21 protein-coding genes are annotated in these 22,795 nt (G+C 57.4%); 3 read left to right on the forward strand and 18 right to left on the reverse strand.

The window, feature by feature from the left end; translation table 11 throughout:
- The first annotated feature begins 8 nt into the window (after window positions 1–8).
- Window positions 9–551 (forward strand): GNAT family N-acetyltransferase, encoded by a 543-nt coding sequence (locus BUB60_RS14760; RefSeq protein WP_242941218.1) that lies wholly within the window; start codon window positions 9–11, stop codon window positions 549–551.
- Here BUB60_RS14760 and BUB60_RS14765 read toward each other — a convergent pair.
- The 4 genes from BUB60_RS14765 to BUB60_RS14780 form a co-directional block, all read right to left on the reverse strand.
- On the reverse strand, window positions 529–1,239 hold the full coding sequence (locus BUB60_RS14765) for a flavodoxin family protein (protein ID WP_073080595.1): 711 nt from the start codon (window positions 1,237–1,239) through the stop codon (window positions 529–531). The genes BUB60_RS14760 and BUB60_RS14765 overlap by 23 nt on opposite strands.
- Window positions 1,236–1,931, reverse strand: a complete 696-nt coding sequence (locus tag BUB60_RS14770; protein ID WP_073080597.1) for a TetR/AcrR family transcriptional regulator — start codon at window positions 1,929–1,931, stop codon at window positions 1,236–1,238. Before BUB60_RS14770 ends, BUB60_RS14765 begins: the two co-directional genes overlap by 4 nt.
- Window positions 1,932–2,078: 147 nt before the next feature.
- Window positions 2,079–2,567 carry an anaerobic ribonucleoside-triphosphate reductase activating protein gene (nrdG, locus tag BUB60_RS14775; protein WP_073080599.1) on the reverse strand — a complete coding sequence of 163 codons (489 nt, stop codon included), beginning with the start codon at window positions 2,565–2,567 and terminating at the stop codon, window positions 2,079–2,081.
- A gap of 96 nt (window positions 2,568–2,663) precedes the next feature.
- Window positions 2,664–5,006 (reverse strand): anaerobic ribonucleoside triphosphate reductase, encoded by a 2,343-nt coding sequence (locus BUB60_RS14780; protein WP_073080601.1) that lies wholly within the window; start codon window positions 5,004–5,006, stop codon window positions 2,664–2,666.
- A 211-nt stretch (window positions 5,007–5,217) separates the two neighbouring features.
- On the opposite strand from BUB60_RS14780, the gene BUB60_RS14785 reads away from it, so the two are divergent.
- On the forward strand, window positions 5,218–5,949 hold the full coding sequence (locus tag BUB60_RS14785; RefSeq protein WP_073080604.1) for a DUF975 family protein: 732 nt from the start codon (window positions 5,218–5,220) through the stop codon (window positions 5,947–5,949).
- A gap of 121 nt (window positions 5,950–6,070) precedes the next feature.
- On the opposite strand, the gene BUB60_RS14790 is transcribed toward BUB60_RS14785, so the two are convergent.
- Complete coding sequence (locus BUB60_RS14790; protein ID WP_073080606.1) at window positions 6,071–7,057, reverse strand: lysylphosphatidylglycerol synthase transmembrane domain-containing protein; 987 nt, start codon at window positions 7,055–7,057, stop codon at window positions 6,071–6,073.
- Window positions 7,058–7,405: 348 nt separating this feature from the next.
- On the reverse strand, window positions 7,406–8,608 hold the full coding sequence (locus BUB60_RS14795) for a type 1 periplasmic-binding domain-containing protein (RefSeq protein ID WP_073080609.1): 1,203 nt from the start codon (window positions 8,606–8,608) through the stop codon (window positions 7,406–7,408).
- A 372-nt stretch (window positions 8,609–8,980) separates the two neighbouring features.
- Here BUB60_RS14795 and BUB60_RS14800 point away from each other — a divergent pair, with 372 nt between their 5' ends.
- Window positions 8,981–10,492, forward strand: a complete 1,512-nt coding sequence (locus BUB60_RS14800; protein ID WP_073080611.1) for a PucR family transcriptional regulator — start codon at window positions 8,981–8,983, stop codon at window positions 10,490–10,492.
- Between the two features lie 71 nt (window positions 10,493–10,563).
- Here BUB60_RS14800 and ndk read toward each other — a convergent pair whose 3' ends face one another.
- The 12 genes from ndk to BUB60_RS14860 form a co-directional block, all read right to left on the reverse strand.
- The gene (gene ndk / locus BUB60_RS14805) at window positions 10,564–10,983 is read right to left on the reverse strand and encodes a nucleoside-diphosphate kinase (protein ID WP_073080613.1); all 420 of its coding nucleotides are present in this window, start codon (window positions 10,981–10,983) and stop codon (window positions 10,564–10,566) included.
- A 166-nt stretch (window positions 10,984–11,149) separates the two neighbouring features.
- The gene (locus BUB60_RS14810) at window positions 11,150–12,070 is read right to left on the reverse strand and encodes a Ppx/GppA phosphatase family protein (protein ID WP_073080615.1); all 921 of its coding nucleotides are present in this window, start codon (window positions 12,068–12,070) and stop codon (window positions 11,150–11,152) included.
- Window positions 12,071–12,220: 150 nt separating this feature from the next.
- Window positions 12,221–12,721 (reverse strand): hypothetical protein, encoded by a 501-nt coding sequence (locus BUB60_RS14815; RefSeq protein WP_073080617.1) that lies wholly within the window; start codon window positions 12,719–12,721, stop codon window positions 12,221–12,223.
- An 18-nt stretch (window positions 12,722–12,739) separates the two neighbouring features.
- Window positions 12,740–13,627, reverse strand: a complete 888-nt coding sequence (locus BUB60_RS14820; protein ID WP_073080619.1) for an SDR family oxidoreductase — start codon at window positions 13,625–13,627, stop codon at window positions 12,740–12,742.
- A 108-nt stretch (window positions 13,628–13,735) separates the two neighbouring features.
- Window positions 13,736–14,722, reverse strand: a complete 987-nt coding sequence (locus BUB60_RS14825; RefSeq protein ID WP_073080622.1) for an ABC transporter permease — start codon at window positions 14,720–14,722, stop codon at window positions 13,736–13,738.
- The gene (locus BUB60_RS14830) at window positions 14,715–15,830 is read right to left on the reverse strand and encodes an ABC transporter permease (protein WP_073080624.1); all 1,116 of its coding nucleotides are present in this window, start codon (window positions 15,828–15,830) and stop codon (window positions 14,715–14,717) included. Before BUB60_RS14830 ends, BUB60_RS14825 begins: the two co-directional genes overlap by 8 nt.
- Window positions 15,827–17,365, reverse strand: coding sequence for an ABC transporter ATP-binding protein (locus BUB60_RS14835; protein ID WP_341444229.1), 1,539 nt, complete (start codon window positions 17,363–17,365; stop codon window positions 15,827–15,829). Before BUB60_RS14835 ends, BUB60_RS14830 begins: the two co-directional genes overlap by 4 nt.
- Window positions 17,366–17,539: 174 nt before the next feature.
- Window positions 17,540–18,745 (reverse strand): BMP family ABC transporter substrate-binding protein, encoded by a 1,206-nt coding sequence (locus BUB60_RS14840; protein ID WP_073080629.1) that lies wholly within the window; start codon window positions 18,743–18,745, stop codon window positions 17,540–17,542.
- Window positions 18,746–18,808: 63 nt separating this feature from the next.
- Window positions 18,809–19,381 (reverse strand): xanthine phosphoribosyltransferase, encoded by a 573-nt coding sequence (locus BUB60_RS14845; protein ID WP_073080630.1) that lies wholly within the window; start codon window positions 19,379–19,381, stop codon window positions 18,809–18,811.
- 261 nt (window positions 19,382–19,642) lie between these two features.
- Window positions 19,643–21,244: an acyl CoA:acetate/3-ketoacid CoA transferase gene (locus tag BUB60_RS14850; protein ID WP_073080631.1), complete on the reverse strand. Its 1,602-nt coding sequence runs from the start codon at window positions 21,242–21,244 to the stop codon at window positions 19,643–19,645.
- Between the two features lie 113 nt (window positions 21,245–21,357).
- Entirely contained in the window at window positions 21,358–21,819 is a 462-nt protein-coding gene (locus BUB60_RS14855; protein WP_073080632.1) for a cupin domain-containing protein, read from the reverse strand.
- A gap of 12 nt (window positions 21,820–21,831) precedes the next feature.
- Entirely contained in the window at window positions 21,832–22,788 is a 957-nt protein-coding gene (locus BUB60_RS14860; RefSeq protein ID WP_073080633.1) for a 3-hydroxyacyl-CoA dehydrogenase family protein, read from the reverse strand.
- Window positions 22,789–22,795 lie beyond the last annotated feature (7 nt).

The raw sequence follows: 22,795 nt of genomic DNA on the forward strand, positions 1-22,795 counted from the left end.
CGTGCATCATGCTCTACGAGTCTGACCCACGGGGATATGCCGGCATGCCTGAAAATATCACCGTCAAGGCTGAAGATCCGCGCTCAAAGGACGCGTCCGCTTTGATGAAGGAGCTCTCGGACTGTCTGCAGGCCATGACGGGCAGCAGCGGCAGACACTCGATCCGGGTTGAGGATTTTCTGCAGGCCCGATCCCTTTTTGCCGTCGCGCGCGATCTCAGCGGAAACGCCGTTGGCTGCGGCGGTTTCCGGCCTTTGGACGCTCATGCCGCGGAGCTCAAACGGATGTACGCCCGGGCTCAATCCTCCGGTGTCGGTTCAAAAATTCTCGCCTATTTGGAGGCTGGGGCGGCCCGGATGGGATACGCAGTCCTCCGGCTTGAAACACGGCGCAGCAACAAAAAAGCCGTCGCCTTTTACCGGCGGAACGGCTATCTGGAGATACCGAATTACGGCATTTATGAAAACAGGTCGGAAGCGGCCTGTTTCGAGAAATATCTATCCCGGCACGGCGGAGAAAAAGCGGCGGTCAGAACGGCCGGGCACCGCTGAGCCAGCCTTGCGACTCCCAATGCTTCCGGTCGACGGGATTCCAGTCGTTTTTCTTCTGCGCCCCGGCCATCATCTTAAACATGAAGCTTCTGAACAGCGGATTCGGAAGCTTTTTTACATTTTTGACGGCCCTGGCGATACGCGCGGCGCTCCTGGCGGCGTCCCTGCGGATTTTTATCTGCTTTTTTGCCGGAACCTCGTCCCACTTTGTCGCGGCGGCGCGGTATTTCAGTGAAAACGTTTTCTTTACGCCCCAAAAGGTCAGGCTGTTCCGCAGCGTCTTTGTGGTATGGGCGAGACCGGCGCCCGCCGTCGTTGTGATCGTCAGGCCGATTTTATTGAACATCCTCGGGTCGGGCCGGTGGCTCATCCACATATAACACAGATGGTCGATCAGCGCCTTCATCTGTCCCGACACGTCGAACCCGTAAACGGGAGACAGTAGGACGACGAGGTCCGCTTCCAGAATGGCCCGGGCGATCGGCTCCGTGGCGGACGCATGGGGACAGGTGCTTTCCCCGTTGTAGAAGCAGGAATAGCAGCCGCTGCAGAAATACGGCATATCTCCCGGCAGAAAAAATTCCGTCATTTGAACGGTATCGTACTTCCCGAGCTCCTGCCGGACGGCCTCCATACAGTGCCAGGTGCTGCCGTGCCGCATGCTGCCGTTGATAACTGTGATTTTCATTGCGCGCCCTCCTCTTTTTCCGGAGTCTTGCCGTACGTGGCGGTGAAGCTGCCGATATGGCGTGAAAACAGCGCCTTCGCCCGCGCCAGGCTTTCGGGGTCGTTATCGTATTTATAGAAGATCAAAAAGATCGGGGAGAAAAATTCCAGGGCGAGAATATACGGGTCCGCCCGGACAAAACAGCCCGCGTCCATCAGCGCCGCGAAAAGCCGGGACTGGAAATCGATGCTGTCGTCAAATGAGATGCGCCTGAAAAGGGCACGGATATCCTCATTCCCGTACTGCTCGATGGTCAGCATCCGCCGGAGCTTGACGTTCAGCGCATCCGTCATGTAATAATCGAAGATCGCCCCGGCAATCGCTGCAAACTGCGCGTTTGTCATATTTTTGTACATTGCGACCGTTCTCTCGTCCACCACAATCTGCCGGTCGGCCCCGGTCAGGCTCAGGCTGCTGAATATCTCCTCCCACCGCCCGGAATACTCCCTGACGATCGAATCAAAGATATCCTGCTTGTTTTTGAAGTGGTTATAAAGCGAGGATTCCTTAATGCCGACGGCGCCGGCGATGTCGCGCACCGACACGGCGTCGTATCCCCTCACGGAAAAGAGGTCCAGCGCTTCCGCCAGGATCTTTTCTCTCGTTGTGAGCGGCGCCGCCTTTTCCGGGTACTGCGCGGGGCTTTCATTCATCGGTCATTTCTCCAAACTAACAGTTGTTAGTTCAAGTGTAACTAACAACTGTTAGTTTGTCAAGACGGACGACAGATTTTTTGCAAAGCAAATCGGCAGAGGCCCCCGCCCCTGCCGATTTTTACAGCAGCTTAATAAACTGAACTTCTATTCAATTATTACAGCGTTGCCTGCCGCCAGGCTTTTGGGGACGTCGACGATGCGCTGGTTCCTGCTGCCGCGCCAATGGAGATTCAGGCTGCGCTCCTTTAGGACAAACCGCCCGTCCACCAGCACATCGACGCGCTCCAGCAGCCGCCGGATGTCGGGGTCCGCCGAGGCGAGGAGCTCCTCGAAGGTATAGCCCGAATACGCCCAGACGTTCAGGCCGGCGTTCCTGGCCGCCCCGGCGATCTCCGCGCACGCGCCGGGCTGGGCGAAGGGCTCCCCGCCGGTCAGCGTCACGCCGTCCGTCAGCGGATTTCCGAGCAGCTGCCTGATAACGTCGGCCACCGGCGTTTCGCTGCCGCCGCTCGGGTCGTGGGTTTCGGGATTGTGGCACCCCTCGCAATGATGCGGGCAGCCCTGCGTAAAAACGGCGAACCGAAGGCCGGGACCGTCAACGATCGAATCCTGTACGAGGCCGGCGATGCGCATAAAAATCTCTCCTTTAATATGTTCCGGCGGCCCCTACGAGAAAGGCGGCGGGAGTTTTCCCCCCGCCCCGCCATTCGATTTATGTTTCCAATCTAACTAATTCGCGCTCGCGCCGCAGCCGTGCTTGACTCTGTCGGCCTCCTCCGCGCGTTTGCCGTTGTTGAACCGGTCGAGCGTGCCGACGAGGTAACCCGTGATCCGGCGGATGCGCTCAAAGCCCTGCTCCCCGTCGTTTTCCTTCCGGCCGCAGTGAGGGCATTCGTCCTTGATGATGCCGGTGTAGCCGCAGATGGGGTCGCGGTCCACCGGGTGGTTGACCGAGCCGTAGCCCACGCCGCACTTCTGCATGTAGCGGATGACCTTTTCAAAGGCCTCCAGATTCTCCAGCGGGTCTCCGTCCATCTCGATATAGCTGATATGACCGGCGTTGGTCAGCGCGTGATACGGCGCCTCGAGCCTGATCTTTTCAAAAGCGCTGATCGGGAAATAAACAGGAATATGGAAGCTGTTTGTATAATAGTCTCTATCTGTAACACCGGGAATAATGCCGTATTTCTTCTTGTCGATCTTGACAAACCGGCCCGAAAGCCCTTCGGCCGGGGTGCCGATCAGCGTAAAGTTGAGCTTTCTCTTCTGGCTCTCGGCGTCGCAGCGGGCGCGCATATGGCTGATGATCTCGAGCCCCAGATTCTGGGCCCGCTCGCTCTGGCCGTGGTGCTCGCCTATGAGCGACACCAGCGTCTCCGCCAGGCCGATAAAGCCCACGGACAAGGTGCCGTGCTTCAGGACCTCGCGGACCTCGTCGTTCCAGTCCAGCTTCTCGCTGTCGAGCCATACGCCCTGGCCCATCAAAAACGGATAGTTGTAGACATGCTTGCGGCACTGTATCTCAAAGCGCTCCAGAAGCTGGTCGATGACCAGATCCAGCATGTGGTCCAGATCCTCGAAAAACCGCTGGATATCCCCTTTGGCCTTGATGGCCAGGCGCGGCAGGTTGACGGAGGTAAACGACAGGTTGCCGCGCCGGGGGCAGATTTCGCGGGTCGGGTCGTACACGTTGGCCACGACGCGCGTCCGGCAGCCCATATACGCAATCTCGGTATCCGGATCGCCTTCCTTGTAGTATTTCAGATTAAACGGCGCGTCCTGGAAGGAGAAGTTGGGGAACAGGCGCTTTGCCGAACAGCGGCAGGCCAGCTTGAACAGATCGTAATTCGGCTCGCCGGGATTTAAGTTGATGCCGTCCTTGACCCTGAAAATCTGGATGGGGAAAATCGGCGTCTCGCCGCCGCCCAGACCGGCCTCGGTGGCCAGCATGACGTTTTTCATGACCATGCGTCCTTCGGGCGTCGTGTCCATGCCGTAGTTGATGGAGGAAAACGGCGTCTGGGCGCCAGCACGGGAGTGCATCGTATTGAGGTTGTGGATAAACGCCTCCATGGCCTGGTATGTGGCCCTGTCGGTCTCCTTGGCCGCATAGTGCAGCGCCAGCCTCTGCGTGTTTTGGGCGCCCTCCTCGTCCCCGAATCTTTCGGTGATCAGCGGCAGCTCCTCGGCAAGATACGCCGCGTTGTTCTCCAGCGTCGGCTTCAGGCCGGTTCTTTCAGTGATGCCGGCGATCATATCCCTGATATCGGCCTCGATATCGTCCTCGAGGCCCTTCCAGAGCATGATGGCCTTGGCCAGGTTCTGCCGGTACAGGCGGACGAAGGTCTTGCGCACTCCGTCGGCCATGCCGTAATCAAAATTGACGATGCTCTGCCCGCCGTGCTGGTCGTTCTGGTTGGACTGGATGGCAATGCAGGCCAGCGCCGAATACGACGCGATGTCGTTGGGCTCGCGCAGCGTGCCGTGCCCCGTGGAAAAACCGCCCTTGAACAGCCTCTTGATGTCGATCTGCGTGCAGGTTGTCGTCAGCGTCAGAAAATCCAGGTCATGAATGTGGATGTCACCCTCCTGATGCGCTTTGGAATGATCGGGATTCAGCACAAACATGTTGTAGAACTGCTTGGCGCCCTCGGAGCCGTATTTCAGCATGACGCCCATCGCCGTGTCGCCGTCAATATTCGCGTTCTCGCGCTTGACGTCGCTGTCGCGCGCGTCGGCATATGTGATTTCATTAAATGTCTGCATCAGACGGGTATTCATCTGGCGGCGGCGGTTGCGCTGGTCCCTGTAAAGGATATACGCCTTGGCCGTCGAGATATAGCCGTTGTCCATCAGGACCTTTTCGACGATGTCCTGGATATGCTCGACATCCGGCACCTCGTTCCCCTCGAGCTCGAGGATGGACAGCACCTCGCGGGCCAGTGCCGCCGCGGTATCGCCGTTGTCCGGCCTGTAGGTGGCGTCAAACGCTTTTTTGATGGCCTCCGCTATTTTATCAACGTCAAACAGGACAGTCCTGCCGTCCCTCTTCTTAATGCTTATCACAGGCATCTTCCACACCCCTTTAAACTAGAAACCAACCGACCACTATATATAGTGTTGCAAGTAAGTTTTATACATAAATGATACAACGTATAGTTAGACAAGTCAAGCTGTAATTATGATATTTTTCCAAAAAACAAAGCGCGGCGCAATTAATTGTTTAAAAATGCATGGCAGGATGATAAAATATCAGGGAGCAGCAAAGGAGAGGATAAGAGGCATGATAGACAGAGAAGCGCTGAAGATCTCGGCACGGCAAAGCATGAGCGGCAAAAAGCCGAGCGTCTTCCTTGTGGCCGCCCTGTACATCGCAATATTCACGATACTCATCGGCCTCGTCTCCGCCCTGGCCGGTTATGACAAGTTTTTGGCCGGCCTGCAGCGCATCCTGCTCGTCACGCCGCTCCCCACGTACGGCGAGCTGCTTGCCGTCCTGCCGTCCCTCCCCCTGGCCGCCGGCATCCTGATCCTCGCCATACTGGCCGTCAAGCTGGTCCTTGACGTGGGGTATATGGGCTACTGCCTGAAAATCAGCCGGAACGAGGAAGCGGAATCCGGAACTATCTTTGATGGTTTCGGCCTTTTCCTGAAGATTATCTGGCTTGAAATTCTGCAGCTCGTTTTTATCTCCCTGTGGTCTCTCCTTTTTCTCCTGCCGGGCATTGCCGCCTACTACCGGTACCGGCTGGCGTTTTACATCCTGCTGGACAACCGGGAGGCAGGACCCCTGGAGTGCATCCGGGCGTCCAAGCGCATGATGGACGGCTATAAAACGGAGCTGTTCTTTCTGGATTTGTCCTTTCTGGGCTGGTATTTTGTCGACGTTGCCGTCCGGGCCATGGTGGTGCTGCGGCTGTTTTCCGTCTGGCTCTTCCCGTACATGGGCGTGACGCGGGCGGGTTTTTATAACCTGCTCATAGCGGAAAGCGCGCCGGCGGAGGAACCGGAATAACGGCGGCAGAGGCTGCGTAAAACCTCAAAAGATTCTTCGCCTTTCGGCTCGGAATGACATTGCCGTCATTCCGAGGGGCCTGGGCCCCGAAGAATCTTTTTCTGTTTTGCGTGTCCGGCCCTCAGTCTTCCTTGCCCGTATGGGTCGTATCGGTCGTGTTTGAGGCGTTGGCGGCGGCGGGAGGCGTACCGTCGCCGCTTTTCAGTCGGGCCTTTTTGACGGCGTCGCCGTATTTTCCGTGAATGGCCTTGATATAAAGCGCCGCCCCCATCGGCAGCAGCGCGGCGTATTGGATGACATGCAGCAGGAGGCTTGCCGACAGCGCCACGCTTTTCTCCACGCCGAGCCCGCCCAGGCCGACAACAGTCCCATACTCAAAAAGGCCGATGGCCCCCGGGGACGCCGGGATCAGGTTGACGATATTCGTCGCCACAAAAACGGCCAGGGCCATCTGGACGGAACCGGTCATGCTGAAGCCGAAAGCCACAAGCCCCAGCCAGAAGGCCGCGATGAGGATAACCCAGGAGAGCGCCACCCACATGAGCATTTTCAGCAGGGAAATATTCAGAAATTCTTTCACATAGTTTCTGATGCGCTCCACCAGAATGATCAAAACCGTGGCAACCAGCAAACCGCCGACGCAGACGAAAAGCAGAATCCACATGGCCTTCAGCAGCGTCTTGTCGGTAAAGCGCGCGAACGGTACGGTCAGCGCGGTGATGATGATGACGACGACCGCGTCGGACAGGGATGAAATGATGGCCAGCTTTGTCCGGCGCAGGACAGAGTAGCCCGCCGGGAAAAAAGCCAGTCTTATCCCCTCCCCCGCATGCAGCGGCAGGACCATGTTCAGCGCGTGCCCGATGCCGATGACCTCCAGCGCCGTCATATCGTCCATATCGGGGGTGATGCCTTTGGAATAGGCCAGGCCCCGGACGTAATTGGAATACATATAAATGCCGACGGAGACAATCACCAGCCACCAGTTGATATCCGAACGGAAAATCACGTTTATGTTAAGGCTTTTGACGACGACATACGAAAAATATATGACAACAGCTGTGATCAGCACGCCGAGTATGAGCTGCAGCTTCATCTTTCTGCTCATTCATGTTCTCCCTTGAGGTACTTGAGTTTCCGGGAAGCAGGTCAGAATATGCCCATCATTATTATCCGACATCATCAGGCCAAATAATATAATCAAAGATATACAAAACCATGTTAATTTTACCATGATTTATTAATTTATCAATCTCAATTTGGATAATATTATTAACCTCCATAAAGCACCGGCGGGCTTCAAAACCGTCTTGCGGCGCCGCCGCCAAAGATCAAAGAGAAATTGCTATGCGTATATCATAGCAATTTCTCTTTAATTATTATGAAAAATTATATTAAATTACGATTTAAATTTCATTAAACCGCCGTTTTTACTGCCGGCCCTTCTGCGGAACGGTCAGCCCTTCGCCGCGGCGACGAGCGCCTCTATCGTATGCTTGTCGGCAAAGTCCTGATATGTAGCCTTTGTGATCATGATCCCCCGCACCTTTATGGTGGCGTAGCCGTCGAGCTGCCATTCAGGCCAGAGCGTCTGGGCCGTGGCCCTGCCCTCCAGGAGCGCCACGACGCCGCAGGCCAGGTCCACGGCGAATTCCGACGAGGAGACGGCGCACGCCGCCACATAGCAGCTGTCCGTATTCCCGGTTTTCATCTCGTTCATAAAGGCGTCGGCCTGGACGCTGCTGATCAGAATATCATCCGTTTTGCCCAGCGTTTCAGCCGCACGGGCCGCGCCCTGGGACCAGTCGTCCACAAGGCCGACCACGAACCATTTTTTGATCTCGGGGTGCGCGGAGACGATGGAAGAGGTCATGTCGCTCCCCCCTTGCATGGAAAAGCCCGCACTCCCCATGGATACCAGATCGCCCAGGAAGTAGTTGTCCTTTGCCCCGGGAAAGGCTTTCAGGAATGTGTCTTTGGCGCCGGGCTCACGCTCGTTGATGCCGGACACAATGGAGTAATTGAGAACGACCAGGCCAAGCGCCGCGGGGTCGACCGGCTCCTTCCAGTAGTTTTTGTAGTTGTCGATGAGCCACTGCGTGGCCGTCGCGCCGTTGTTGTACTGGTCCTGCTGGACGCTCAGCCAGATATTTTTCCCGCTGTCGTCATGAAACGGCGTGGATTCGGCGATAAATGCGACCTTCAGCTCCGAGCACACTTCAAAAACGCGCCCGCCCAGCGTGTCGTCAATACCCACGATAAAGCCCTGCACGCCCTGGTCGGCAAGCGTCGTGATCTCGTTGATGTAGGCGTCGTGGTCGCCGCTGGCGGAGTAGGGCGTATACTCATAGTTGAGCACCTTGCCGAGCTTTTCAAGCGCGTCGGAAATGGCGGCGTTCCAGGCCCAGGAAATATCGTTGCACAGGTAAGCGATTCTGAACGGCGCTCTCGAAGAATGGTCGAACCTGTCTGTCAGATAACCGATGGTATCCTCGGCACCGGCGGAAGGCGATGCGGCGTCTGCGGAAGGCGATGCCTCAGACGCGGAAGGCGAGACGGAGGACGCCGGACTGCCGCTTGTGGTGCTGCAGGCTACCAGGAGCGCCGCGATCATGAGGACAGCGAATATGGCGGAGAGAATTTTCCTTGCTGTTTTCATTTTTTACCTTCTTTCAATTCATTTTTGTGAAATGCCACAGAACAGACTTGCCAAACAGGGATTCCCTCGTGCATACTGATGATACTAAGGTAACATATGGGGACTATCAAGTCATCGTATTGATTGATAAAAATAAAACCCCCGCCGTTGTACGCCGCGTATGATATCCGATGGATTTTCCGCAAAATCCATCCATATTAGAATTTGCAGTACCGATTATTTTCCATTTATAATACGCCTGATACGAAGACCGTATATCATGAATTTGGTATTATATATATAAAGTCACCCCGGCAGCTCTCGCTTTTTGATATTTGCTATAAGTACGAAGAGTATGAAAAACCAACATTTCGGTCGAACAGGGGGAACTGTATGAAAATCAACCTGCAGATCATTTATTGCCGGATGCCTCAAAACGCGGCGCTCCACATCGCGAGCGACAGCCGGGAGTTGCTGAGCGCGCGCCTTTTGACGCCGAAAATATCACGGTTTGACCGCTCCGCCGTCTATATCGGAAAGACGAGCGACATTCTGGCCCTCCGGCACGGCGCCCTGCCGGAAAATATGATCTGCGTCGGCAAGGGGGACGTCCGGCCCCTGGTGGAAGCCAACATGTATAACGTGATGGTGCTCGAGGGCGTCAGCGTTATTGAGGCGCACAACCGGGTGCAGGATATTTTCGACTACTACAACCAGATCGATTCAGAGCTTGTGAACGCGGTGCTGCAGGAGAAGGAGCTGCAGCCTATCCTCGACATCTGCACCCGGTTTTTCGACAATCCCGTCTACATCATCGACGCGGCGCAGAAGCTGATTTCCTGCAGCTCGAACCTCATCGACGCCGAGTGGAACAATCTCGCGGCAACAGGCTACGTCGGCGTCGAGGTGGTCAACTCCCTGAAAAAGCTGGACCAGCTGGGCAGGGACGCCCAGCTGGTGAATCTTGAATCCATACCGCCCTTTCTGAGCGTCATCATTTACGACAAGAGCGAAAAAGTCGGCTCTGTCGGCGTCCGGCAGCTTTACAGCAAGGTCTCGGAAAACCAGCTGAGCCTCCTCAAATATGTCGCCGAGGTGCTCACCGCGGCCGTCGGGAAGGAAAATTACGCGCGGTACGTCAAGGCCGGCTACATGAGCCGCTTCATGATCGACATGCTCAAGGACACGGATTTTGAGGTCAGCTTCATCATGCACAGCCTGTCTCAGATCAGCTGGAAAATCGACGACGACTATTACATATTTAAAATCATGCCCGACCCGCAGGACATCACGGGCGGCACCGTCAAATACAGCGGTGAGCTTATGAAGAACATGTTCCCCGGCAGCGTCCTGCTCTCGGTGGGCGACGTGCTGGCGCTCGTGGTCAACACGCGCCTGTGCCGGGACGCGCTGCCCGAGGCGTTTGTACAGCTGGAGGACTTTCTGGTCAAGCGCAATTTCATCTGCGGGGTCAGCATGATGTTCAAGGATTTTTCCCGTCTCTACGAGCAGTACAAGCTGGCCGGCGCCGCCATCGAGCTCGGCGGCATGATCGACAGACAGAAAAACCTCTTCCGTTACGAGGACTATATCATGCCCCACATGATCAGCCTCTGCGACGAGACGTTTAACGTGGGGGTGCTCTGCCATGCCTCGGCACTCAGGCTGCACGAGTACGACAGGCAGACAGGCAACAATTATTTCTACTGCCTCTACGTCTATCTGCTCAACGAGAAAAGCCTGCTCCTCTCGTCCAAGCAGCTGAATATCCATCGCTCCACGCTCATTTACCGCCTGAACAAAATCTCCGAAATCATCAGCGCCGACCTGAGCGACCAGCACGTGCGGATGCATCTCATTTTATCCTACGAGATTCTGCACTTTCTCGATTGCCTGAAGGGGTAAGGCCTTATATAAAATATCCCCCGCCGGGCAGGCGGGGGATCGCATTTATTGGAGGGGCGTTCTCTGAAGTACTATGCGGGGGCGCCGGTGCCGAAAAAGCGCTTGATCTCCGTTTCTCCTGTTTCGACCGAATCCGAGCAGTGGATCAGGTTGTTGACGGTGCTCAGTGCGTAATCGCCGCGGATGGAGCCCGGCTGCGCGTCCTCAAATTTCGTCGCGCCGACGAGATGCCGCATACCGAGGACGGCGTTCTCCCCCCGGACGATCATCCCGAAAACGGGACCCGACAGCATATGATTCAAAATCAGCGGGAAAAAGGGCTGATCGGCCAGATGGGCGTAATGCTCATACAGAAACGACGCGGAGAGCTTCATCATTTTGGCGTCGACAATCCTGTAGCCCTTGCGCTCAATCCTTGTGATGATCTCGCCGACGAGGCCCCTTTTCATGCAGTCGGGTTTCAGCATAATAAAAGTATTCTCTTCTGCCATTTTCGATTTCCCCCTTACTCGTTATATTGCCCGGAATACTCCGGTGCGATTATGTCCACATCATACCGCTTTGCCGGTGAAATCGCAAGGGAAAGTCGTCAGCCGCCCAAGCCGCGGACGGGAACAAAAAAAAGACCGTTTCCGGTCTTTCATGCTGTCGGATGGTTTATGGCGCCGGGGACTGCCGCGGGGCGGGAAGCACATGCTCGACGAGATACCCCTCGCGGATGCCGGTGGCGACGACGGAGATAAACTGGCTCTGGCACATTGTCCCCAGCGTCTGGAGTATGACAATGCCGGGTATTATCGTATGAATCCTGTCGGGCACCAGCTGCTTGAGGCGCCTTGTGATATCCCGCCGTTCATCGTTATATTTGACAAGTATGCCGGAAAATTTCTCAAACTCGAGGATATCGTTGTCGCCCGGCAGCTCATAGATGTCGTTATAGATTTTACGCGCGGCGCGGGCGGTGCCGCCAGAGGCGCAGAGGTCAAGGCGCCCGCTGAGATCGAAGAGCTTTGTCCGCTTCAGCTCCCGCCGGAGCTCCTGCTTCATGCTCAGGATGTTGCTCTTATGCGGCGTGATCCCCTTGACATACTTCAGCGACAGGTTCAGCGAGCCGTACGGCAGGCTGAGCGCCCGCAGGACAGCGCCGTTTTCAAAGGTGACAAGCTCTGTGCTCCCGCCGCCGATATCCGCAAAAAGGCCCGAGCTCATAGCGGCGGACCGGGACGCCCCGAGATAACCGAGTCTGGCCTCCTCCTCACCGGAGAGCAGCCGGATCGGCAGGCCCGTACGGGCCTCTATCTCGCCGGTGGCTGCCTGAGAATTGGCGATATTCCGCAGCGACGCGGTGGCAAAGACGTCAACCTGCCCGATCCCGAAGCTTGACAGCACGTCCTTGAAATTATTCAAAACGTCGCAGGCCTTCTGTATCCCCTTCGGCTGCAGGATATCCGATTCCACATAACCGGCCAGGCCCGCCACGGATTTCTTGCTCAGGATAAGCCTTATGTCGCCGTTATCCACCTCATACAGCGTCAGACGGATGGAATTGGCACCGATATCAATAATCCCATGTATCATTATTACTTCCTCGCTGTCATGATAGAGGCGATTTGTTAAATGTGTAATCATGTTTATGTAAAAACTGGCGCGGTATAATTCCAAATTTGGCCGGTTTCGTTAAAACAAAGAAAAGGGGTAACGTGCTGTCGTTACCCCCGTTGTTTTCTTTCAGCTGTTTACTGTAACCGCCGAGACGTCCGAGCCGTTCATCGTCACCGACAGCGTATCTCCGACCTTGATGTCCCCGATCGTACCCGTCTTGCCGGACGCCAGCGTAATGACGGCGGAGTCCGGCACCGTCAAGGGCAGATTTGTGGTAACGCCCGTTCCTGCCGGGGACGGCGACCCGTTTGTCTGAAAGGAATCGTTCGGAACGTCAATCGTCAGGACGCTGCCGCTTTTCGCCGTCACCTTGGCGGTAAAAGTTTTTACCGCACCGTTTGACGCGGGTGAAGCGCCTGAGGCTGCCGGTGAAGCGTCCGACGACGGCGAGGCGCCGGGGGACGGTGTGACGGTCGACGCCGGCGAGGCTGTTGCCGGCAGCGCGCTTACCGAGGCGGTGGGACCCCCTGTGCCGGCCGAGGGGCCGCCGTTATTCGTCCCGCAGCCGGCGAGCGCCGCGGCAAGCAGAACCGCGGTGAGCAGAACTGCCGGTCTTTTAATGGTCATCTGCATGGTCCTCCGCGTTTATGATTCCGTGATGGTTCCGCCGTTGACGTGCAGCACCTGGCCGGAGACGTACGCCGAATCGTCACAGGCGAGATAGACGTACGTGGGAGCCAGCTCAAACGGCTGGGCGGCGCGGCCGATCGGCGCATCCTGGCCGAATTTCTCCACCTCCTGCGGCGAGAAGCTGGACGGGATCAGCGGCGTCCAGACGGGGCCGGGCGCCACGGCGTTCACCCGGATGCCGCGTTTGATCAGCGACATGGACAGCGAGCGCGTCATCGAGACGACGGCGCCCTTCGTGGCTGAGTAGTCGATCAGCGTTTCGTCGCCCTTATAGGCGGTGATGGAGCTCGTATTGATGATGCAGGCCCCCTCCTTCATATTCGGCAGGCAGGCCCTGATCATATAAAAATAGCTGAAGATGTTCGTGGCGAAGGTCTCCTGCAGCTGCTGCGCGGTGATGTCCTCGATACTGTTCTGCGGATACTGGACGGCGATGTTGTTGACAAGGACGTCTATTTTTCCCAGGTCCTTCATCGTCCTTTGCACCGCCTGGGCCGCCGATTGCTCGTCCTTCAGGTCCAGCGCGTACGGAAAGCAGCGCCGCCCGTACTTTTCCACCGCTTTTTTCGTCGTCATGGCGTCGTCGTTATTGTCCAGATAGACGATGGCCACGTCGGCGCCTTCCTTGGCGAAGGCGATGGCGGCCGCCTGGCCGATGCCGCTGTCGCCGCCCGTGACGATGGCCACGCGGTCCCGCAGCTTGCCCGAGCCGGAATAGGCGGCGTTATCGGTGATAGGCGCGGGGTTCATCGCCTGCTGCGCGCCGGGCTGCTTGGGCTGCTTCTGGGCCGGAAAAATCGCCGGCGTCTGGGCGGCCGGCTCTTTGTATGTGATCGTTGGCATAAAGATCCCTCCGTTTCATTGTCCCCGTTATTTTTTTCCGTATCGGCTAAAATATGCAAAAAGCCTCTGAAGAGCCATGTCTTCAGAGGCTTTGCATTTTAAATTTTGCTACCGTTCTTCTCGGAAGTACGCCAGTCCCAGGCTGGCGGGGGGCTGGTTCTTCCGCCGGCGGCGCATGCTCACCGATACGAGCACGACGATCGTGGCGATATACGGGAACACCTCGTAGATGGAGGACGGAATAAAGCTCACAGGGAAATAATAGCGCATGACGGACAGGCCCCCGAAGATGAGCGCGCAGAGTATGGCCCGCGAAGGGTGCCACGTGGCAAAGATGACGAGCGCCACGGAGAGCCAGCCGTAGCCGGCGATGCAGTTGTGCACCCAGACGCCCCCGACGCCGTTGCTGGAATTCATGACGATATACAGGCCGCCGAGCCCGGAGATGCCGCCGCCGACGCAGGTGGCCAGATACTTGTAGGCCGTGACGTTGACGCCCGCCGCGTCGGCCGCCGCGTGCTTTTCGCCCACGGCCCGGAGATTCAGCCCTGTCCTCGTCCGGTAGAGGATGTACGCCATAACAAGAGCCAGCGCGATGCTGAGATAAACCATGAAGTTATAGGAAAACAGGAGCTTCCCGACGACGGGAATGTTCGCGAGCCCCGGGAATATCCCGTTGTTGAAAGCGCCCTTTGTCACGTCGCCCACGGCCGCGTAGCCGCCCGCGGAATTCCCGAGGAGCTCGCCGAAGAAGTTGCCGAAGCCGGTGCCGAAGATCGTCAGCGCCAGGCCCGTGACGTTCTGGTTGGCCCTGAGGGAAATGGTGAGGACGCTGTAGAGGAAGGCGCCGAACGCCGCGCACAAAAACGCGCAGACCAGCGCGATCACAACGGAGACCCAGGCCACCGGATGGGCCGCAGCCTTTTCGTAGTAGATGGAACCGGCAAGGCCGGCGACGCCGCCCATGAACATCATGCCCTCGACGCCCAGGTTGAGGTTGCCCGACTTTTCGGTCAGCGTCTCGCCCAGGGTGCCCAAAAGGAGCGGACAGAGGGCCAGGACGGCGGCGACGAGAAAGTTTAAAACATCAGTCATTGGGGACCACCTCGATTCTCCGCCGCGTGCGGAAGATCAGCCGGTATTTGATAAAGAATTCGCACCCCAGCATGAAAAACAAAATCATCCCGATGAGGACGTCGGAGGCCGACGCAGGAATCTTGAAATTCGTCTGGATGGTGTTGGCGCCCTTGGTCAGGACAGCCAGGAAGACCGTAATAATAATCATGGCGAAGGGGTTGAGCCCGCCAAGCCACGCCACGGTGATCGCCGTGAAGCCGTAGCCGCCGGAGGAGGTGTCGCTGAGCGTATAGGCCGAGCCGGCCACGATGAGGCAGCCGACGAGACCGGCGATGGCGCCGGAGATGACGATCGTCCGAATGATGACCTTTGGCACGTTCATGCCGATATATTTCGATGTGCGCACGCTTTCCCCGACGACGGCGATCTCGTAGCCCTGCTTTGAATAGCGCATGTAAATGAACATCAGGACGGCCAGCGCCAGGACGATGATCCACCCGATGTTGACGCCGAAGACGCTGGGGAGCCTGGCGGCATCGTCGAACATAGCGATTTTCGGAAAGCCGCCGCTGGCCGGATTCTTCCAGGGGCCCATGCGGAGATACTTGACGATGCCGATAATGATATAGTTGAGCATGAGCGTGAACAGCGTTTCGTTTGTGCCCCACTTTGCCTTGAAGAAGGCGGGGATAAAGCCCCAGATGCCGCCGGCCACCACGGAGGCGGCGAACATGACGAGGATCAGGACCGGCCGGGACATATTGCCGTGCTGGAAAAGCGCGAAATACGACGCGGCCAAGGCGCCGGCCATGATCTGGCCCTCCGTGCCGATATTCCAGAACTTCATCTTAAAGGCGGGGGCGATGGAGATCGCCGCGCCCAAAAGCGGGATGGCGATTTTCGCCGTGGCGATGAGCGCCGTCTTTGTGGCCAGGGAGCCGGTGACCATATCGCGGTAAACGGCGAAGGGATTATGCCCGAGGGCCAGGATCAGAAGCCCGCCGGCGAGAAGCGACAGCAGTATGGCCGCGAGCCGGATGCCCCACGCCTTGACCCGGGAAATATCGTCCCGCTTCACGATGCGGGCAAAGGGTTCCTTTCTGTCGCGGATGGATGTCTCGTTCACGGCGCCTCCTCCTTTTTCAGGCTTGTCATCAGCAGGCCGACCTCTTCCTTCGTCGTCGCCCGGCCTTCCACGATGCCGCTGACCCTGCCGCCGCATAAAACGACGATCCGGTCGCACAGCTCCAGGAGGACGTCCAGGTCCTCGCCCACGTAGATGACGGCGACGCCCGCCTTTTTCTGTTCGTTCAAAAGCCCGTAAATGGTGTAAGACGTGTTGATGTCGAGGCCGCGCACGGCATACGCCGTCATCAGCACCGTGGGGGACACGGAGATTTCGCGCCCCACCAGCACCTTTTGCACGTTGCCGCCGCTCAGCCTGCTGACCGGGGTCGAAACGCCCGGCGTGGCGATCCTGAGCTGCTCAACGACGTCTTCCGCCAGCTTTTTGGGCGCTTTGCGGTTTGTAAAGAAGTTCCTGCCCTCGGAATAGCTCCGGAGGAGCATGTTGTCCGACAGGTCCATGCTGCCCACGAGGCCCATGCCCAGCCGGTCCTCCGGGACAAAGGAGAGCGCCACGCCTAGGTCCCGGATCTGCCGGGGCCGCTTTCCGACAAGCTCGGTGGCCTGGCCGGAATCGTCAGGAAAGTACTGAATACTGCTGGCGCCGGCGAGCGGATACAGGCCGGCGATGCCCTCCAAAAGCTCCTTCTGGCCGCTGCCGGAGATACCGGCGATGCCCAGTATCTCGCCGCTGCGCGCCGTAAAGCTGACGTCGTCAAGGATTTTAACGCCCTCGTCGTCCATACAGCTGACGTTTTTGACGACAAGGCGCGGCGTCGGCTTCACCGGCGCCGGCCGGTCGATGTTGAGGCTGACGGCGCGGCCCACCATCATTTCGGTGAGCGACTGAGCGGTGGCCCCGCTTGTTTTTACCGTATCGATATACACACCCTTGCGCAGGACCGTAACGCGATCGGAAAGCGCTAGCACCTCGTGGAGCTTGTGGGTGATGATCACAATGGATTTTCCGTCATCCCGCATGCTGCGCAGCACGGCAAAGAGCTTTTCTGTTTCCTGCACCGTCAAAACAGCCGTGGGTTCGTCGAGGATGAGGATATTGGCGCCCCGGTAGAGAACCTTGACGATCTCCACGGTCTGTTTTTCAGAGACGGACATGTCGTAAATTTTCCGGTCGGGATTAATGTTGAAGCCATAGCGCTCGCTGATCTCCCGGACCTTGGCGGAGATTTTCTTCAGGTCCAGCCGCCAGGAGCCCCTCAGGCCCAGGACGATGTTTTCCGCCGCCGTCATATTGTCCACCAGCTTGAAGTGCTGGTGCACCATGCCGATGCCCAGCGCTATGGCGTCCTTCGGGGAGCGGATCGTGACTTCCTTTCCGCTCACATGCACATGGCCGCTGTCCGGAAAATAGATGCCGGACAGCATGTTCATCAGCGTCGTCTTCCCGCTGCCGTTCTCCCCCAGAAGCGCGAGTATCTCGCCCCAGCGGATATCAAGGCTGATATGGCTGCTGGCCAGGACCTGGCCGAAGGTCTTTGTGATATCCCGCATTTCTATGGCATTTAGAGGGTCCAATCACGCCACCCTTTCCGTAAATTATTGCAATAGTGAATTATTTTAACATAATAAAGCCGAAGGGGCAATGAAATGACACTTTTTGTCTGTTTTCCGAAGAAAAATCACGAACTTGCCCGTATGTCACAAGCATGTGGATACGGGCAAGTTCTTCGGATTCAGAAATTATGCGTTCTAATCGATGACGTTGACGCCGGGGATGATATAGTTCCAGTACGGGGCGGACTGCGTCTCTGATTCATGGAACCAGTCGCCGGCTTTGACGTCGACCGTCACGGTTTTGTTGTCAAAGTCCACGCCGGAACCGGTCAGCGGGCCGGCAAAGACGTGCAGCGTGCCGGCCTTGATCTCGGCGATCGCCTTGTCGATGGCATCCTGCGTGCCGGGGGCGGCGATCTTCGTATTCAGCGGGCTGAGGAAGACGGCGCCTTCGGCAAGGCCCTGGCACCAGTCGGCGGGGATCTGCTTGCCGTCGATGATGCTCTGCACGGCATAGGTGAGGTAGACGCTCCAGTCGCTGCGGGCGGAAATCAGGGAGGCGTTCGGCGCGGCTTCGCTCATGTCCGCGTTGTAGCCGACCTGGAACACACCGTTATCTTCCGCCGTCGTGGCGGGCGCCGTGGAGTCGGAGTGCTGGCTGATGACCTTGCAGCCGCCGTCGATCAGCGTTTTGGCGACCTGCGCTTCCTTGACGGGATCATGCCAGGAGGTTGTATAGATGACGTCCATCGTCACATCGGGGCAGACGGATTTCGCGCCGAGGTAGAAGGCGGTGAAGCCGGAAATGACTTCGGCGTACGGATAAGCGCCCACATAGCCGAGCTTCGTGGCGCCCAGCTCATTGAGCTTCAGGCCAGCGGCGATACCGCCCAGATAGCGGGCTTCATAGATGGAGGTAAAGTAGTTGTGGAAATTTGACAGGCCGGACGAGGCGGCGGCAGCGCCGGTGGCGTGGAAGAACTGGATGTCCGGATGCTCCTTGGCGGCCTCCAGCATATAGTCGCCGTGCCCGAAGCTGGTGGCGAAGATCGCGTTGCAGCCGGCCTCAATGAGCTCGTTGATGGCTGTGGCGCACTTGTCATCCTCGGGGATATTGTACTTGTTGATGATTTGGTCCTTGCTCAGGCCAAGATTTTCGGCCATCTTCTGAGTTCCGAGATCGTGGTTGAAGGTATAGCCCTTATCATTCGGATCAGCGATGTGGATAAAGCCGATTTTAAGCTTGTCCTTCGGGATTCCGGCAGTTGCCGGCGCGGACGGTGAAGCGGACGCCGTGGCCTCGGCCGAGGGCGACGACGGCGTCCCGGGGGTGCTTGAGCCGCACGCCGCGAGGGCGATCATCATGACAAGCGCCAGAGTCAGTGCAAGGATTTTTTTCATGAACAAACCTCCATTTTTTGTTTTATTGAACGGCATCGGCCGTTTAATACAACATAAACCCGCTCAGCAGAACTCAATGGCGCCGTCCGGCCCCATTGATTTGATGCGCGCCAGCGATTCGATCCGGATACCCCGGGCCCGGAGCTGCTCTCCGCCGGGCTGAAAAGCCTTTTCAATGGCGATGCCGGCGCCCACCAGCGTGGCGCCCGCCGCGGAGACGAGCTCGGCAAGCCCCGACAGGGCCGCGCCGTTGGCCAGAAAATCGTCGATGATCAGGACTCTGTCCGACGCGTGCAGGAAGTCCTTCGACACAATGATGTCGTAGACCTGGCCGTGGGTAAACGATTCGACCTTTGAGGTATAGACGGCGCCGTCAATATTCTTAGTCTTTGTTTTCTTTGCAAAAATAACGGGACACTTGAACTTTTGCCCCACGAGAACGGCAATGCCGATCCCCGAGGCCTCGATGGTGAGAATTTTCGTCACGCCGTCGGAGCCGTAGAGCCGCCAGAATTCGTCTGCCATCTGCTCAAACAGGGTAATGTCCATTTGATGGTTTAAAAAACTGTCGACCTTTAAAATGCCGCCCTCTTTGACTCTTCCGCTCGTCCGGATACGCTCTTCCAACAGCCTCATGCACGACATCCTTTATGATTTCGTTATTTCAAGGTTTTTCGACGGTAAATTATATTTATATATAATACATTGAATTCTCTGTCTTAACAATGAATTAATATTTAGAATTTTACAATCTGTTAACATTTTAATTTGTCGGTTTTTTATGAGTATAACCGACACGCGCCGCCGCCGCACCCGAAAGGTGCCGTAAACATGAGAATTCCGCAATCGCCGCGGGCCCCCTTGCGGGGGCCCGGACGGATTACGGAATTTTCTGTGTTAATTCCGGCCGGAGTTCGGCGCCAGGCCCATTTTCGCCTCGCCGAAAAGACGGGGGTCCATCGTCTTCAGCTCGGGGCTGACGATGGGCGCAAACTCCATCCTGCCGAGAACGTCCTTTTCAAGGTCGACACCCGGCGCGATTTCGGTCAGGACGAGGCCGTCCTTTGTCAGGCGGAACACCGCCCGCTCAGTGATGTACATGACCTCCTGCCCGTTCTTTACGGCGTATTCCCCGGAGAACGTGATCTGCTGGACCTCCTTGACGAACTTCGCGTTGGGGCCGTCCCCCACGATTTTCAGCCCGCCGCCCGTGAGGTCGATTTGGGTCTCGCCGGCGGTGAAGTTCCCCATGAAGAAAACCTTCTTGGTGTTTTGGGAGATGTCGATGAAGCCGCCCGCGCCGATGCAGCGGCCGGCAAACTTGGAGACATTGACGTTGCCCTTTTCGTCGATTTCGGCCGCGCCGAGAAACGTCATGTCCAGCACGCCGCCGTCATACATGTCGATGGTATCCGTCTGGCTGAAGATCACCTCGGGGTTGGCCACGCCCGGGAAGGACAGCCCTTCCTGTATGGTGCCGCCCATGGGACCGGACTCGACGGACATTGTCATGCCCTTGCCCAGGCCCTCCTCCGCGGCCACGCTGCCGATACCGGAGGGAATGCCGCTGCCCACATTGATGATGACGTCCGACCGCAGCTCCATGGCGGCCCGGCGGGCGATCACCTTGCGCAGGCTCAGCTTGAGCGGCTTTACAGCGCCGGCCACAGTCCGGATTTCTCCCGTCAGCTCGGGACGGTATTTGGCGGTGGCGTAGCACTGGCGGTGATTATCCGGGTTTTGCGCTTTCACGACATAGTCCACAAGCTTGCCGTGGATGCGGACGTTCTTGGCATGGAGGGTGCCGCGGCGGACAATTTCCTCCACCTGCGCGATGACAATACCGCCGTTATTATGGGTGGCGACGGCGATCTCCAGCTCGGCGCCCGTCAGCCCCTCATGATCCATGGAAAGGTTGCCGTCCTCGTCGGCGTAGGTGGCGCGGATAAAGCAGACGTTCGGCTTAAAGCCCTTGTAAAACAGGTATTCCTGGCCGTCAATTTCCATCAGCTCGACGATGGCGCCCTTTTCTCTGGCCCTGTCGTTGACGGCGCAGCCCTCGTGCCTGGGATCGGCGAAGGTGCCGAGCCCGACTCTCGTGACGAGGCCCGGCCTGCCGCCGGCGACAGCCCGGAACAGGTTGACCATCACGCCCATTGGCGGGAGATAGCCGGCGATTTTATTGTCGCCGACAGCCTTGGCGATCGCTCTGGCGTCGGTGAGATTGCCCACCATGACCGTGTCGACGAGCCCCTCCGCCCTGAGCCTGTTCAGGCCGATATTAAACCCTTTCAGCGGCTCGGTGCTCTCCGTTTTGTCTCCCGGGGAGATGCCGCATATGGCCGTGATATTCTTTGGATGGCCGGTTTCCTCATAGCGCGCCGCCAGACCTTCAAGGAGTTCCTCGGGGCTGCCGTAAGAACCGAAGCCGCCCACGATCAGCGCCACGCTGTCCTGTACGTGACTCACGGCTTCTTCCAGTGATACGAACTTAGGCATACTGTTTAAATTCCCTTTCTGAAAACTTCTGTGTTTTCGAAACGCCCGGTAATCGTTCCCTCGTTGGACGGTTACCGGGCGCCGAAAATGCTTTTTGAGTTTCTGCCCGCTATTTATTTATATGTCGCATTGCCGTCATAAATCGTGTTTGTGACGATGGAGAAATGGAAGATCGGCCGCTTGACCTCAAGGATGCGCATCGGGTTATGCGTCGAGCCGCCGGGCAGCCAGATCATCGTTGAGCGCGTGAGCCTGTGGGCCTCGCCGTTGATGGAAAACTCGATCACGCCGCCAAGATCGTAGGGATCGTCCGGGTTGCTCCCGTAGAAGCCGATGAGCTCGTCATAATCGTGGCTGTGCTCGGTAAAGATCGGATCTCTTTCCGGGACGGCGCAATACCACGCGGTGTTCATCTGAAAAGCGCCGGGGCAAACGTTGCCGTCCATCCAGAGGATGCGCTTGGCAAATTTCTTGTATATCTCCCGGAACTCCGGGGTGCCCATATTGGCGGGCTCTTGCAGCTCCTGCACGAAATACTTGCCGTACTCGCCGCCTTTGTTGTTGTCGTAAACCATAATTTCTCCTTCTTACTCTTTGGGCATATCCCAGTCGATGAACTTCCAGTAAGGGGCGTTGACGCGCTCCCTGTACGCCGGCATATCCACGCCGTTCCAATCATAAAAGCCTTTGTGGGAATCGGCTCTGGCGCCGGTATCGCCGCGGGCGATCCTGTCGGTAATGGCGGGGGGCGCCTCGGAGATATTGCTGAGCGTCGGGAACACCGTATTGCAGGTGGTGATGTTCAGGCGCAGGTCACCGTTGTCAAAGTGCTCGAAAATGCCGATGGAGGTATAGCGGGGGCAAAAGCTGTAATTAAGGCAAGTGTCCACGTCCCGGGGCTCGCAGATACCGCTCTCGACGAGGTTCAGCGCCTCGCGCCACAGGGCGAACTGGAGACGGTTGCCGATAAAGCCGGGGGCGGGCTTTTTGAGGATGACGGGCTTGCGGTCCAGGGATTCAAGCACCTGCTTGGCAAACTGGAGCGCGGCCGGGTCCGTGGCGGCGCCGCCGCAGAGCTCGAAGAAGGGCACCATATGCGCCGGGTTGAAGGGATGCGTGACGATGATGCGGTCCTTGAACTTTGTAGCCTTTTCGGCCAGCACGTCGGGCACGAACGAGGAGCTGACCGAGCAAATCACCTTGAGGTTCGTGCAGATGTTTTCCAGCTTGGCATAGATATCGTGCTTTAAGCCGATATTCTCCGTGACGCACTCGAAAATAACGTCGCAATCGGCCAGTTCGTTGTAGTCCAGGGTGTACTTGACGTACTTTTTGCAGATGTCGAGCTGCTTTTCGGGCATGAGCCCCTGGTCGATCATCTGGCGGAAATACATGTCGTACGTCTTCTGATATTCGGGGATCATCTCCGCCCGGCGCGCAACGCACGTGGTGCGGTAGCCGTGGCCTGTGGTCAAAACGGCCATACTGTCGCCGATCATGCCCAGGCCGATGATGCCGATATGCTTTACATTATCAAGTTTCATTTGTCGC

The organism is Sporobacter termitidis DSM 10068, from assembly GCF_900130065.1.
GTDB classification, from domain to species: Bacteria; Bacillota; Clostridia; order Oscillospirales; family Oscillospiraceae; genus Sporobacter; species Sporobacter termitidis.